Genomic DNA, 14,384 nt, shown 5'->3' with positions numbered 1-14,384 from the left:
TGTGTATGGAACATTCAGCCTGGCATGAATTGATTAAGGAACAGTTGCCCGAACATTATTTCGGTAAAATCAATCAATTTTTGGACCAAGTTTATACAAGTGGGACCGTTTACCCGCCTCGTGAGAAGGTATTTGCAGCCATTCAGACGACGGCATTAGAAAAGGTCAAGGTGGTTATTTTGGGACAGGATCCTTATCATGGACCTGGTCAGGCTCAAGGCTTGTCCTTCTCTGTACCCAATTCGGTACCAGCTCCGCCATCGCTCCAAAATATCCTAAAGGAATTGGCAGATGATATCGGGGTCAAGCAGGAACATGATTTGACAGGTTGGGCGGAAGAGGGTGTTCTCTTGCTAAATGCTTGTTTGACTGTGCCAGCTGGTCAGGCCAATGGGCATGCAGGGCAAATCTGGGAGCCTTTTACAGATGCTGTTATTAAGGTGGTCAATGGCTTAGACCAGCCTGTCGTCTACATTCTTTGGGGAGCTTATGCTCGCAAAAAAAAGGCACTGATTACCAATCCCAACCATTTGATTGTCGAATCAGCTCACCCAAGCCCTCTATCAGCCTACCGAGGATTTTTCGGAAGTAAGCCATTTTCAAAAGCAAATGCCTTTTTACATTCAAAAGGAAGTTCAGAAATTGACTGGCTGCGTTAAAAGCAGTTGGCAACCAAAGGAGATGTGAATGTTATTAGTAAAAAATGGTCGTGTAATTGATCCTCAATCGGGATTAGACAAAATTTGTGATATCTTAATTGACGGAAAGAAAATCGTCAAGATTGCTGAATCGATTTCGGAAGATGTGGAGCAGGTTATTGATGCGACAGGTTTGGTGGTTGCACCAGGCTTGGTCGATGTTCATGTGCATTTTCGTGAGCCAGGTCAGACCCACAAGGAAGATATTCATACCGGGGCTCTTTCTGCGGCTGCAGGCGGCTTTACCTCTGTGGTCATGATGGCCAACACCAGTCCGACGATTTCGACTGTCGAAACACTGAAGGAAGTATTAGAATCTGCCAAAAAAGAAGCTATTCACATTTACAGTGTAGCAACCATCACCAATCAATTTGATGGGCAAAACCTGACAGATTTTCCTGCCTTACTAGAGGCTGGTGCGGTAGCCTTCTCGGATGATGGTATTCCTTTGACAAATGCTGGCGTGGTGAGAAAGGCTATGAAATTAGCCAAAGCTCACGACTGCCTCATCAGTCTGCATGAAGAAGATCCTGATTTGAATGGTATTTTGGGGCTTAACGAGCAAGTGGCTGAAAAGCATTTCCATGTCTGTGGAGCAACTGGCGTGGCAGAATACAGTATGGTTGCGCGTGATGTCATGATTGCCTATGAAACAGGTGCCCGTGTCCATATCCAGCACTTGTCTAAAGCGGAGTCAGTCAAGGTTGTCGAATTTGTTCAAGGCCTAGGAGCTAAGGTAACAGCAGAAGTAGCACCCCAGCATTTTTCACGGACTGAGGACTTACTTTTGACAAAAGGTGCCAACGCTAAGATGAACCCGCCGTTACGCTTGGAGAGCGATCGGTTGGCAGTGATTGAAGGATTGAAATCTGGTGTTATCTCTGTTATTGCAACGGATCATGCTCCTCATCACGCGGATGAAAAAAATGTAGAGGATGTTACCCAAGCTCCGTCAGGAATGACAGGTTTAGAAACTTCACTGTCACTTGGTCTAACTCATTTGGTAGAAGATGGACACCTCACTCTCTTGCAATTGCTGGAGAAGATGACTATTAACCCAGCTAAACTCTATGGCCTTGATGCTGGTTATCTTGCTGCACATGGTCCGGCAGACCTCGTTATATTTGATCCGCATACAGACCGTTTGGTCACAGCAGATTTTGCTTCTAAGTCAGCCAATTCTCCATTTGTTGGAGATAGCTTGAAGGGCGAGGTTCGTTTTACAATATCGGATGGTAAAATTGTGTTTGAGAAATAAGAAGTAAGCGGATTGGGCAACTAATTCGCTTTTCTCGAACATTTTTTCTATAAAAACGATTTCAATGTTTCTATTTATGTTGAAAAAGTGTATAATAGTCTTGTGAATTATGCACAAGAAAGGTTTGTTTATGAAAAAGAAAGATTTCTTATTACCAGTCATGTCCACTCTCTTGTTGGCTCCATTCGTCTTGGCTCAACAAGTGCAAGCAGCTGAAACGACTTCATCAGCTACCACGACAAGTTCTACAGCAAGTAGTCAAGAGGTAGCTCCAAGTACTCAAGCGACTGCAGAACCAGCTAGCACAGCTACTACAGAGGCTGTAGAAACAGTTACAAGCAACGAAATTGCTGATACAACAACAGTAACTGAACCAACTGAAACTGTTGAAGCGGTCATTATTCATACTAATGATGTTCATGGTCGTATTCTTGAAGATACCCGTTCTGGTGTTATCGGTGATGCCAAGGCTGCAGCTGTCATTGAAGAAGAGCGTGCAAAAGTTGAAAATACCATCGTTGTAGACGCTGGCGATGCCTTCCAAGGTTTGCCAATTTCTAACTCGACCAAGGGTGAAGATCGTGCCAATATCATGAATGAGGTTGGATACGATGCTATGGCTGTTGGTAACCATGAATTTGACTTTGGTATGGAACAGGCTATCAAGTACAAAGAAACCTTGAATTTCCCACTCCTTAGTGCCAATACCTATGTTGATGGCGCGCGTGTCTTTGAAGCTTCAACCATTGTTGATAAAACTCCAACAGTTGTTGGTGATGAGTTTGTTGTGATTGGTGTGACAACGCCTGAAACAGCGACTAAAACCCATCCTAAAAACGTTGAAGGCGTTATTTTTGCGGACCCAATCACTGAAGTCAACAAAGTTGTTGACGAAGTAGAAGCGCGTGCCTTAGCTGATAACAGAGTTTATAACAACTACATCATCCTAGCTCACTTGGGTGTTGATACAACAACTCCTGTTGAGTGGAGAGGTTCTACCTTGGCACAGGCTCTTTCTGAAAACAGCAAGTTGGCTGGCAAACGTGTCATTGTGATTGACGGACATTCTCATACAGTCGAATCAACAACCTATGGCAACAACGTAACCTACAACCAAACAGGTTCATACTTGAACAACATCGGTAAGGTAACCTTGAAATCTAACCAATTGCTAGCTGAAGCAGGTCTGATTTCTGCAGCCGATGCTAAGAATGTGACACCAAATGCCAAAATTGAGGCGCTTGTGGCTGAAATCAAAGCTAAGTACGAAGCTGAAAATGCTCAAGTTGTTATTGCCAACAATCCAGTGGAATTGAATGGTGAACGTTCAAACGTCCGTGTCCGTGAAACAAACTTGGGGAATGCGGTGACAGATGCCATTTACGCTTATGGTCAAACAGGTTTCTCTAATAAAACTAGCCTTGCTGTGACAAACGGCGGTGGTCTTCGTGCAACTATTGCTAAAGATCAACCTGTCACAAAAGGTGATATTATTGCTGTCTTGCCATTTGGTAATATCGTTTCTCAAATCACTGTAACTGGTCAGCAAATTGCCGATATGTTTGCCAAGTCTTTGTCTGCAACCTTGCAGGCTGATAAGGAAACTGGTGCTCCTGTATTGGATGAAAATGGTCTTCCACTTTTGGAAGCTAGCGGTGGTTTCTTGCACATTTCAGGTGCCCAAGTATTCTACGATACAACCCTACCAGCTGACCAACGCGTTCTCTTGATTGGTATCCTCAATCCTGAAACAGGCCTCTACGAAGAATTAGATCTAGCAAAAACATACTACTTAGCAACCAATGACTTCTTGGCAGCTGGTGGTGATGGCTACACTATGCTTGGTGGCGCTCGTGAAGAAGGTCCTTCAATGGACAGTGTCTTCGCTGAGTATTTGAAATCCGCTGACTTAACCGTCTATGAAGTTGTTAATCCAAACTCTCGTCTAGTTTCAGTTAACTCGACTTTGGATACAGATGGTGATAATTTCCCTGACTACATTGAAGTATTGGCAGAAACTGACCCAACTGATGCTAATTCAAATCCAGAAACACTTGTTAAACCAGTGGAAAAACCAACGGCTCCATCTACACAAAAAGATGCACAAACTGGTGGTCAAACACAGACACCTGTGACAGAAGGACAGCAAGCATCTGTTGCTAAAACAGCTGTTAAACCAGCCTTGGCTGCTAGTACTCCAGTTGCTACTTCTAAAACAGCTACTAGCTCAGCAGCTAGCCTGCCAAATACCGGTGACCAATCAAGCCTAGCACTTAGTCTATTTGGCCTTGGTCTTGCTGGACTTGCAGTGTCTGTTCGTCGCCGTAAAACAAACTAATAGAATGGCAGAAACAGGGTCTTAGGGCTCTGTTTTTGACTGGAGGAAATATGCAAACTGTATTTGACTATCAAAAAGAAGGAAGTCTACCAATCCTTACTTCCTATGTTTTGCTCAGTAATTCGCCTAGACGCAAGCAATTATTGGAGTTTCTAGCCCCTCATATCCAATCCGTTGAAGTCGATGAACGGGGGATTGAAGAGCGCTTTATGAAAGAATTTGCATCCGATGATTTTTTAACTCGAGCTGCAAAAACCTGTTGTGAGATTTCCAAGGCTAAGTCGGATATTGAATTATTGCCTGGTCATATCTATATTTCTGCAGATACCATTGTCGTGTCAGATGGACAGATTTTTAACAAGCCTCAAGATTTGATGGAAGCTGAAACCATGCTACGTTCCTATTTTGGTAAGAGCCATCAGGTTGTGACCTCTGTCTGCCTGCGCACAGATCATTCACTGGATGTGTTTTACACATTGGCACAGATTGATTTTGTGGACCACTATCCAGCACTAGAGGAGGTCATTCAGTCCTACATTCACGAAAAACAGCCACTTGACAAGGCAGGTGCTTACGGTATTCAAGAGCTAGATCCGCGCTTTGTGGCTGGCATTTCAGGGGATATTCACACCATCATCGGCCTGCCCGTAGCCGAAGTTTCCCGCAGGATTTTCGCCCATCAGTCTTTTGAAAAATAGCAGAGCTGAAAAGTTTGTTTGTGGTATAATAGAGGTCGAAAAGGAGAGTTTATGACAGTAGATATCGAAAAATACAAGCAACTCGCCCAGCAGAAACAGGGAGAACATCGAAAATTTCTAGCTAACCTCAAGAAGAAAGCACCCAAAAATCTGGACAGAATTGTTCAAGATATCCATGCGGAAGTTTTTTCGGAAATTGACTGCACAGAGTGTGCCAATTGCTGCAAGACCTTGGGCCCGCTTTTTACAGAAGCTGACATTACTCGAATTGCCAAGCATTTGCGCATGAAATTACCTGTTTTTGAGGATATGTATTTGCGCGTGGATGAGGATGGCGATAAGGTTTTTCAATCCATGCCCTGTCCCTTCCTTGGAGGTGATAATCTCTGTAGCATCTATGATGCTCGTCCTAAAGCCTGCCGAGAATTTCCACATACTGATCGGAAGAAAATATACCAAATTAACAATCTAACCATAAAAAATACTCTTATCTGCCCAGCAGCCTACCTCTTTGTTGAAAAGTTGCGCGAACGAATGTAAGTTTTATAGCGGTTGGTATCATCTTAAAGCAGTTGGTGGTAATATAGAGTGTTATTTCTGTTTATCAGACGAAAGTTATTCATAAGTGGTAACAGATATAGCTAATAACTATATCTTTTTGCATAGAAAAAGTATTAGTCAAGATGGAAAAAATAGTGTAGAATACAGAAAAAGTCCAAAGGAGCTATCACTATGACTAGAGAATTTTCATTTGAAACCCTTCAATTGCATGCAGGACAAGAGGTTGATCCTGCTTCAAAATCACGTGCTGTACCAATTTACCAAACTACTTCTTATGTTTTTGATGATGCACAAGAAGCAGAGGACTTATTTGCTTTACGTAAACTAGGAAATATCTATACTCGTATCACCAACCCTACAGTTGCTACTTTTGAGAATCGTGTAGCAGCTTTAGAAGGAGGAATCGGTGCTTTAGCGACTTCTTCAGGGATGGCAGCTATCACCTATACTATTCTAGCGCTGGCACATGCTGGAGATCATATTGTGGCGGCAACGACACTCTATGGTGGAACTTTTAACCTATTCAAAGAAACTCTTCCACGTTATGGAATAACAACAAGTTTTGTCGATATTGATGATTTTGAAGCAGTAGAAGCTGCCATTCAAGACAATACAAAGCTTGTATTTATTGAAACCCTTGGGAATCCTGTTATCAATATTCCTGATCTTGAAAAATTGGCAGAAATTGCACACAATCACCACATCCCGCTTGTTTCAGATAATACCTTTGCAACTCCATATTTGATTAATGTATTTTCTCATGGTGTTGATATCGCAGTTCATTCTGCAACCAAGTTTATTGGTGGACATGGTACGACCATTGGTGGTGTGATTGTCGATGGCGGCAAGTTTGACTGGGCGGCATCTGGTAAGTTTCCTCAATTTGTTGAAGAAGATCCAAGCTATCACAACATTAGTTACACTCGTGATATTGGTGAAGCAGCATTTATTGTAGCAGTTCGTGTACAATTACTTCGTGATACAGGTGCAGCCCTTGCTCCATTTAATGCCTTCTTACTTTTACAAGGATTGGAGACCTTGTCTCTCCGTGTAGAGCGTCATGTATCAAATGCTGAAAAGATTGTTGATTTTTTGTTGAATCACCCTAATGTTGAGTCGGTCAATTATCCATCGCTTCCAGATAGCCCTTATAAGGCTTTGGCGGATAAATACCTGCCAAAAGGTGTAGGCTCTATCTTCTCTTTCCAAGTAAAAGGCGGAGCAGAAGAAGCTCGTAAGGTTATTGATAGTTTGGAAATATTTTCTAATTTAGCAAACGTTGCTGATGCTAAATCATTGGTAGTTCATCCAGCTACAACCACGCACGCTCAGTTAGCTCCAAAAGATTTGCTTGCTGCTGGTGTCACACCAAATCAAATTCGCCTATCCATCGGACTTGAAAACGTCGATGATTTGATTGTAGATTTGCAACTTGCACTTGATAAATTATAAGCTATGTGTTAATTTGCTTGACTTCATTCTTTATGAATAAATAATAAAAGGAAATATGGCGTGTGAACCATTTTCCTTTTTTATATTTGTTCTAGTTCTTCCAGTCCACTATCAGTTAGTCGGTAGATTCTTTGACAAACTTCTTTCAAGAAACGTCTGTCGTGTGATACGCATACCAAGCCACCTGGATAATCGGCGAATAGTTGACGAATATATGGCTGAGAAGTAGGAGAGAAGTTTCGACTGGGTTCATCTAATAAGAGAAAATTGGCTTGATCAAGAACCATTTTTAACAAGAGTAACTTGGCTTTTTGTCCCCCTGAAAGTTCACAGATCCTGTGATGAACTTCTTGTCGTGTAAACTGCAGACTGGCTAGATGTGTCAAGATAAGTTGTTCCTGCTCACGATTGCCATTTTCTAATAAAAAATCAAGTGGAGTTTTAGACTCATCAAGGACTTCTGAATAGTGCTGAGGCATGTAGCCCAATTTTATATCTGCTCGTTGCCTGAGTTCTTGATAGATTATCTTTAGAAAACTAGATTTACCAATTCCATTCAGGCCAATGATACCAATCTTATCTTGCCCATTTATGTTGAAATGGATGTTTTGAACGAGTAGTTGCTCGTCAATCTTTAATTGAAAGTTTTCTAAGTGGAGTACTTGTTTTCTAGCTGGTAATGGTGAAATGTCTGAGAAGAAGAGGGAAATGGCATCTTCATGAAAAGGAACTTGTGTGAGATTTTCCTTCATTCTTTCATAGCGTTTTTCACGCGATAAGACATTCTTCATTTTCTTGGCAATGAGGCGTCCCATAGTAGCATCATGTGTATTGAGCAAGGTATTGCGCACCTGTGATTTTTGTCGTAGGTGCTTATTCATGGCCTTGTCAAATTCTTTTTTGTTATTCCGTGCCTGTTGGACTTGTTTCTGATAGGCTTGTTGGCGTCTCAATGCGTAATCCTGGTAATCTAGTTCTTCAACCTTGGTCTGAGCAAGTGTTTTCTTTTTAACCGATTCTAGGTGAATGATTTTTGTGGCTGTTTTGCTGAGGAAGTCTTCATCGTGAGAAACAAATAGGATGGTCTTTGGGCTCGTGATGATATAGTTTTCAAGCCAAAGTAAGGTATCTAAATCCAAGTCATTGGACGGCTCATCCAGAAAAATAATATCAGATGGAGTTGCTAGAGATTTGATCAACTGAATTTTTAATTTTTCTCCGCCAGACAGGCTTCCAATCAATTGCTGGCTGGAAAACCGTACGCTGTCAAACTGGAGCTGGTCAGCATAGAGGTAGAGTAGACCGTAATCAATATCACTGTCCATATCTCCAAAGAAGTAGTCGTTCAAGGTTAGCTCTGCTATTTCCAGTGGAAGACTTTGGGGAATATAGACTGGCGAGTGAAAATATCGGTGAATATTGCCTGATAGGAGTAGGTAGTCTGTGACAAGAGCTGCATCCATTAAGGTTAGTAGTAGACTGGATTTGCCATTTCCTTCTTCGCCGATGATGGCTATTTTATCGCCAGGGTTGACAATGAGGTTTAGGTCCTGAGCCAAGGTTCTTAAATCTTTTTGATGGTCGAGAGATAAATGTTGAGTGCTTAGTAGCATAAGGCCTCCTTTACAAGAAAAAAACACACTACCTATTTAGTAGTGTGTCGAAATCTGCTCAAAAAGACCCTATTCAAGGAATAGAGGGAACAGAAAAATGGACGCAAGAAAACTACTAAATAAGTATAGAACTTAAATTGAGTTTACTTGTTATTGTCCATTTCTCCCTACCTCGCTTGCTACATTTGTTTTAGTATAGCATATCGATAAAAACTTGTCAATATACTGTTTTTGTACAGAAATCTTGTCGAAGAATGAAGAAAAAATGAATTTTCTTTCATCAGGAGAGTAAACAAACGTATTTTTCGCTAGGCTTAGGTTATAATAAGAGAAGCTGTGTTTAGACAGGACTCTAAAGCAATAGCTAAAAAATAAGGAAATGAAAATGTTATGGATATTTTATTAAGTGTTTTTCCAATTATTCTCTTGATATTTTTGATGATCAAGATGCGTTTGGCAGCCAGTTATGCCTTGCCAGCGATTGCAGGCTTGGTTTATTTGATTTTGTTGGTGTATTTTAAGACGGATTTTGCCTTGTTAAATTCAGGCTTGGTCACAGGTTTTTGGGCTACCCTAACGCCGATAACAGTGATTATGGGAGCGGTGCTATTTAATAATTTTCAACGAAAAACAGGAAACCAAGCTATCATCAACAGATGGATGTCTAGTTTGACACCCAATCCTGTTGCTCAGATGATGATTATCGGTTATGCTTTCGCCTTCATGATTGAAGGGGCATCTGGTTTTGGAACTCCCGCAGCAATTGCAGCCCCCATCTTAATTGCTTTGGGATTTGAACCCATCAAGGTTGTGCTAGCAGTATTGATTTTTAATTCGATTCCTGTATCTTTTGGTGCTGTCGGAACGCCGACTTGGTTTGGATTTGGTTCTTTAGGTTTGACCAGTCAGCAGATTGGAGAGCTGGGCTTAAAGGCAGCTCTAATTCATTTAACCGCAGGCTTGCTCATTCCCTTGATTGCCCTTCGTTATGTCTTTTCTTGGTCACAAATCAAGGCCAATCTCCTCTATATTTATTTGACTGTCTTTGCTTGTGCCCTGCCCATGACCCTTTTGGCCACTATCAACTATGAATTCCCATCTCTTTTGGGAGGAGCAATCGGTTTTCTTATTTCAATCTGGTTAGCCAAAAAACAGATTGGCTTGAATTCGGTCGAAAACAAGAAAAATTTTGTGGAACAAGTTACAGCAAAAGAACTCTTTATGGCTACTCTTCCCTTGATTTGCTTGGTTTTGATACTGGTGATAACCCGTGTTCCTCAGCTAGGGATTAAAGGCCTGATGAGAACGGATGCCCTGCTTTTAAGTACAGATATTGGCTTTGCTAAGCTAGAAATTACAAAGGCTCTGAAATTCACATTAGCCAATGTATTTGGTACTAGCTCGACAGAGTCTTATGAATTGCTTTACGCACCAGCATTCATTCCTTTCTTCCTCATTGTGTTGACCCTATCGAGCCTCTATCCGAGTATGAAAGGTCAAGCATGGAAGATGATTGGACAAACCGCCAAACAGGTGTCGGAACCCTTCTTTGCCCTTCTAGGTGGTGTGACTATGGTAAAATTCATGCTACTTAATGGTGAACAGTCTATGGTATCCATTATCGGGATGTCCTTGGCAGCAGCAACTGGTCCATATTGGGGTCTCTTCGCCTCCTATCTAGGTGCCATTGGAGCCTTTTTCTCAGGTTCTGCGACAATTTCCAATCTCATTTTTGGAGGCGTTCAACAATCCATCGCCACGCAAACAGGTCTGAACATGACCAGCATTTTGGCCATGCAGTCTGTCGGAGGAGCAATGGGGAATATGACCTGTGTCAACAATATCATTGCGGCCTCATCCGTTTCCGGAGTGCGTCGTCAAGAAGGATTTATCATGCAGAAAACAGCCGTGCCTATGTTTATCTACGGAATCATTACGGCTTTAGTTGGATTGTTTTTATAAAACAGGGAGCGGGAAAGAACTCGACTGGTCAAAAAAAGAGTTCGTCTTCCCGCCCCCGCACAGTTGATTAGGTCAGATTTGGAGTGTAAAACACGAACAAATCTGCCAATCAACCACTGCGCTGAGATGTTTACACGAACCCTGAGAAGCGAGGTTGGGCTTGAGCCCAGCCTTTTTGATGTTTGCCTTACTAGATGAATAGGAATGGCTATTCTCATCTATTCAGATTTGTGATAAAATTGACCTACCGAGATGAACTAGTAAGGAGATATTCATGGCGATCGAAGGAGTAGAGCAGGCGGCAGTATTAGAAATTGACAATCAGATTCGGCTTCGTAGATATGATGGAATTCATGATTTTGCTTTGATATGGCATCAAGATTTGGAATTGGTCTGGCTGATTGATGGTGATCAAGAACGCTATAGTCAGGACTTGCTCGATCGTATGTATGATTATTTGTCTAAAAATGGCGAATGTTACTTTATTGAAATTTTTGAAGACGATCAGTTTATCCCAATTGGTGATGTGACGCTGTTTGCAGATGATTTTGCCATTGCCATTGGAGATAAGCGGTATTGGAAAAAGGGAATAGGAACCAAGGTATTGCAGCGAATGATTGATCGAGCAAGGGAGCTGGGCTTTGTGGAAATACTTGTCGAAGAAATTTATGATTGGAATACGGGCTCCCGTAAACTATTTGAGAAATGTGGCTTTGAAGCTGTTGAAAAGACAAAGAAAGGTTGGTCCTATAAAAAGAATTTATAAATCATTGTGAGATGCAAAAAAAGCCTTGACTGTTAGTCAAAGGCTTTTTGTTTAGCTTAGACGTTCAAGACCTTATCAAGGAAGTCTTTCAAACGTGGGTGTTGTGGGTTATCAAAGATTTGTTCTGGAGTACCATCTTCAAGGAACTCACCGCCATCTGTAAAGATAACGCGGTTGGCAACCTTGCGGGCGAAGCCCATCTCGTGGGTTACAATCAACATGGTCATACCTTGTTCTGCCAAGTCCTTCATAACATTTAGTACATCACCAACCATCTCAGGGTCAAGGGCAGAAGTAGGTTCATCAAAGAGCATGATGTCTGGGTTCATAGCCAAGGCACGAGCGATGGCGACACGTTGTTTTTGACCACCAGATAGGCTATCAGGCATGGCGTCACGCTTGTCTGCCAAACCAACTTTTTCCAGCAATTCCATACCAACTTTTTCAGCTTCTGCCCTATCCATCAACTTATGTTCGATAGGTGCAAAAGTAATATTATCAAGGACAGTCATGTGTGGGAAGAGGTTGAAGTGCTGGAATACCATGCCGACATTGGCACGGAAGGCATCAACATCTGTCTTAGGATCTGTCAAATCATATCCATCCACTGTCACCTGACCACTTGTGATGGTTTCAAGCAAGTTCATGGTACGAAGGAAGGTTGATTTACCAGAACCAGAAGGACCGATGATACAAACGACATCGCCTTCATAGAACTTAGCAGTAATACCTTTCAATACTTCGTTTTTTCCATAATACTTGTGCAAGTCATGGACGTTAATTTTCAATTGAGCCATTATTTGCCTCCTTTTTCAAGATTACGAGCCAAGCGCGTCAAGAGAGTGATAACTACCAAGTAGATAATGGCAAGGATTGCGTACATACGGAAGGACTGATAGTTACGAGCGATAATAATTTTACCTGCTTGGAAGAGCTCCACCAAACCAATCGCAGAGATGATAGTTGTATCTTTCAACGTGATAACGAATTGGTTAATGAAGTTTGGCAACATGATTTTACCAGCCTGTGGCAAGATAATCTTACGCATGGTTGTTCCGTAGGAAATACCCAAACTGCGTGAGGCTTCCATTTGACCAGCAGGAACGGCTTGAATACCACCGCGAACAATCTCAGCGATATAAGCACCAGAGTTGAGGGACAGGGCAATGGTACCAGCGACGAAGTCGTTGATTGGAGATTGCTGACCTGTGATAGATTCGATTAAGTTAGGAATACCCCAGAAGATGAAGGCAGCTACAATCATCAAAGGAATTCCACGAACCACATCAACAAACACAGATGCAGTTACACGGAGGGCTTTGATTGGACTAACCGCGAACATACCGAAGATAATACCAATAACAATAGCGATAGCAAATGAGAGTAGTGCAAGACCAATTGTGATACCAAGACCAGAGAGTAACTGACCGTAGTTGTTTTTCAAAAGACCCGCAATGGTTGTTTCATCAACAGTAGATGTAGTAGAGCTTGTTTCCTCAGTAGAATTGAAGTACTTGTTCAAAATTTCATCGTACTTACCAGATTGGACGAGAGCAGCCATACCGTTGTTGAACATTTCAATCAACTCTGGGTTTGTCCCTTTTTTAACAGCGAAACCGTACTCGCCAGATTTTTCACCAGGGATTGGAGTTGCAAAGTCGCGACCTTGTTGGATGGCGTAGAGAAGCACAGCTTCGTCATCCATTAGGGCATCAATAGAACCAGAATTCAAGCTGTCATACATACCAGAAGCTTCATCAAAGGCTTTGAGAGTGTAACCGTACTTGTCTTTGTTGCTCTCTAAGAATGTGTATGAAGCAGTACCGTTTTTAGCACCGACAGTTTTGCCTTTCAAGCCTTCGTAGGAAGTAATATCGCTGCCATTTTTAACAGCAAGAAGAATATTTGATGAATAATAGGCATCTGAGAAATCAAAAATCTCTTTACGAGCATCAGTGATAGACATACCAGCGATAACCGCATCAGCTTGTCCAGCTTGAACAGCGTTCAAGGCAGCATCGAAGCCAGGGTTTTGGATGGTAATGGTAAAGCCTTGGTTTTCTGCAATAGCCTTAATCAATTCCATATCAATACCGACATATTTACCAGTTTCATCTTGGTATTCAAATGGGGCAAATGAGGAATCCGCTACAATGGTGTAGCTTGCTTTTACAGGCGTTGCTTTTGCAGTGGCACTACCAGTCAAGCTAAGGCGTGAAGAGTAGTCAGTTGTTTCAGCAGAAGCAGTTGTTGTTCCCAACCACTTGTTCATGATTGTTTCATATGTGCCATCTTCTTTCATGGCTGCAAGTGCCTTGTTAAAATCTTCTACAAGGTACTCATATTGGCTGCCTTTTTTAACAGAGAAACCAAAGGAACCAATGGCTTCACCAGCGATGTCGATGCTCAGGTCTTGACCTTGTTGGATAGCATATTGGATAACTGCTTCATCGTCCATAACTGCATCAACAGCACCAGCTGAAAGGCTGTTGTACATCAAATCGCCTGTATCAAAGGTTTTAAGAGTATAGCCGTACTTTTCCTTGTTTTCCTCCAGAAAGGCTTGGGCAGCGGTACCGTTTTTTACACCGACAGTTTTACCTTTGAGGTCTTCGTATTTAGAAATCGTGTTTGACTTGGTTGTAGCAATAACGATTTTTGTATCGAAGTAGGGATCTGAGAAAGTAAAGACTTTCTTGCGAGCCTCTGTAATGGTTGTACCTGCCATAAGGGCATCGGCAGAACCGGCTTGAACAGCGTTAACGGCAGCATCGAAGCCTGGGAAAGATTGGTTAACTTTCCAGCCAGAGCGCTTGATAACTTCGTTGATGATATCAACATCTAATCCTTTGTAAACTTGGTCTGAGTCTTTAAACTCGAATGGTGCGTAGGCATTATCGAAAACAATATCAATAGTATCGTCAGCCTTAACGCCTGTAAAAATAAAGAATATCGGCAGTATGCTTGCCAATAACATGAATAGTTTTTTCTTCATTTTCATACTCCTTCTATATAAAATAACTGTCCTAGTATACCAT

The 14,384-nt window shown here is 41.9% G+C and carries 11 protein-coding genes; 8 read left to right on the top strand and 3 right to left on the bottom strand.

What is annotated here, in order from left to right:
- Window positions 1–5 precede the first annotated feature (5 nt).
- The 6 genes from PW252_RS06425 to PW252_RS06400 all read left to right on the top strand — a co-directional run bounded on the left by PW252_RS06425 (window position 6) and on the right by PW252_RS06400 (window position 7,005).
- A complete protein-coding gene (locus tag PW252_RS06425; RefSeq protein WP_248049942.1) occupies window positions 6–659 on the top strand; it encodes a uracil-DNA glycosylase in 654 nt (217 codons plus the stop codon).
- Between the two features lie 28 nt (window positions 660–687).
- Window positions 688–1,956, top strand: a complete 1,269-nt coding sequence (locus PW252_RS06420; protein ID WP_248049944.1) for a dihydroorotase — start codon at window positions 688–690, stop codon at window positions 1,954–1,956.
- A 130-nt stretch (window positions 1,957–2,086) separates the two neighbouring features.
- Window positions 2,087–4,294, top strand: a complete 2,208-nt coding sequence (nt5e, locus tag PW252_RS06415) for a cell surface ecto-5'-nucleotidase Nt5e (protein ID WP_248049946.1) — start codon at window positions 2,087–2,089, stop codon at window positions 4,292–4,294.
- Window positions 4,295–4,344: 50 nt separating this feature from the next.
- Window positions 4,345–4,992 carry a Maf family protein gene (locus tag PW252_RS06410; RefSeq protein WP_248049948.1) on the top strand — a complete coding sequence of 216 codons (648 nt, stop codon included), beginning with the start codon at window positions 4,345–4,347 and terminating at the stop codon, window positions 4,990–4,992.
- Between the two features lie 51 nt (window positions 4,993–5,043).
- Window positions 5,044–5,532 (top strand): YkgJ family cysteine cluster protein, encoded by a 489-nt coding sequence (locus PW252_RS06405; protein ID WP_105124893.1) that lies wholly within the window; start codon window positions 5,044–5,046, stop codon window positions 5,530–5,532.
- A gap of 192 nt (window positions 5,533–5,724) precedes the next feature.
- On the top strand, window positions 5,725–7,005 hold the full coding sequence (locus PW252_RS06400) for an O-acetylhomoserine aminocarboxypropyltransferase/cysteine synthase family protein (protein ID WP_248049950.1): 1,281 nt from the start codon (window positions 5,725–5,727) through the stop codon (window positions 7,003–7,005).
- Between the two features lie 80 nt (window positions 7,006–7,085).
- Here PW252_RS06400 and PW252_RS06395 read toward each other — a convergent pair whose 3' ends face one another.
- Window positions 7,086–8,618: an ATP-binding cassette domain-containing protein gene (locus tag PW252_RS06395; RefSeq protein ID WP_248049952.1), complete on the bottom strand. Its 1,533-nt coding sequence runs from the start codon at window positions 8,616–8,618 to the stop codon at window positions 7,086–7,088.
- A gap of 390 nt (window positions 8,619–9,008) precedes the next feature.
- On the opposite strand from PW252_RS06395, the gene PW252_RS06390 reads away from it, so the two are divergent.
- Window positions 9,009–10,580, top strand: a complete 1,572-nt coding sequence (locus PW252_RS06390; RefSeq protein ID WP_248049954.1) for an L-lactate permease — start codon at window positions 9,009–9,011, stop codon at window positions 10,578–10,580.
- A gap of 274 nt (window positions 10,581–10,854) precedes the next feature.
- A complete protein-coding gene (locus tag PW252_RS06385; protein ID WP_248049956.1) occupies window positions 10,855–11,346 on the top strand; it encodes a GNAT family N-acetyltransferase in 492 nt (163 codons plus the stop codon).
- A gap of 56 nt (window positions 11,347–11,402) precedes the next feature.
- Here the strand turns inward: PW252_RS06385 and PW252_RS06380 are convergent, their stop codons facing one another.
- Window positions 11,403–12,143, bottom strand: coding sequence for an amino acid ABC transporter ATP-binding protein (locus tag PW252_RS06380; protein ID WP_172029687.1), 741 nt, complete (start codon window positions 12,141–12,143; stop codon window positions 11,403–11,405).
- Window positions 12,143–14,341: an ABC transporter substrate-binding protein/permease gene (locus tag PW252_RS06375; RefSeq protein WP_248049959.1), complete on the bottom strand. Its 2,199-nt coding sequence runs from the start codon at window positions 14,339–14,341 to the stop codon at window positions 12,143–12,145. Before PW252_RS06375 ends, PW252_RS06380 begins: the two co-directional genes overlap by 1 nt.
- Between the last annotated feature and the right edge of the window lie 43 nt (window positions 14,342–14,384).

Source organism: Streptococcus sp. 29887 (assembly GCF_032595075.1).
Lineage (GTDB): Bacteria > Bacillota > Bacilli > Lactobacillales > Streptococcaceae > Streptococcus > Streptococcus iners.
This window is presented reverse-complemented; position numbering and strand designations above follow the sequence as displayed.

What these genes read in the sequence shown, in the direction of transcription:
- PW252_RS06390 (WP_248049954.1), top strand. Translation starts at nt 9,009, where the DNA reads ATGGATATTTTATTAAGTGTTTTTCCAATTATTCTCTTGATATTTTTG.
- PW252_RS06425 (WP_248049942.1), top strand. Translation starts at nt 6, where the DNA reads ATGGAACATTCAGCCTGGCATGAATTGATTAAGGAACAGTTGCCCGAA.
- PW252_RS06410 (WP_248049948.1), top strand. Translation starts at nt 4,345, where the DNA reads ATGCAAACTGTATTTGACTATCAAAAAGAAGGAAGTCTACCAATCCTT.
- nt5e (WP_248049946.1), top strand. Translation starts at nt 2,087, where the DNA reads ATGAAAAAGAAAGATTTCTTATTACCAGTCATGTCCACTCTCTTGTTG.
- PW252_RS06375 (WP_248049959.1), bottom strand. Translation starts at nt 14,341, where the DNA reads ATGAAGAAAAAACTATTCATGTTATTGGCAAGCATACTGCCGATATTC.
- PW252_RS06395 (WP_248049952.1), bottom strand. Translation starts at nt 8,618, where the DNA reads ATGCTACTAAGCACTCAACATTTATCTCTCGACCATCAAAAAGATTTA.
- PW252_RS06380 (WP_172029687.1), bottom strand. Translation starts at nt 12,143, where the DNA reads ATGGCTCAATTGAAAATTAACGTCCATGACTTGCACAAGTATTATGGA.
- PW252_RS06420 (WP_248049944.1), top strand. Translation starts at nt 688, where the DNA reads ATGTTATTAGTAAAAAATGGTCGTGTAATTGATCCTCAATCGGGATTA.
- PW252_RS06385 (WP_248049956.1), top strand. Translation starts at nt 10,855, where the DNA reads ATGGCGATCGAAGGAGTAGAGCAGGCGGCAGTATTAGAAATTGACAAT.
- PW252_RS06400 (WP_248049950.1), top strand. Translation starts at nt 5,725, where the DNA reads ATGACTAGAGAATTTTCATTTGAAACCCTTCAATTGCATGCAGGACAA.
- PW252_RS06405 (WP_105124893.1), top strand. Translation starts at nt 5,044, where the DNA reads ATGACAGTAGATATCGAAAAATACAAGCAACTCGCCCAGCAGAAACAG.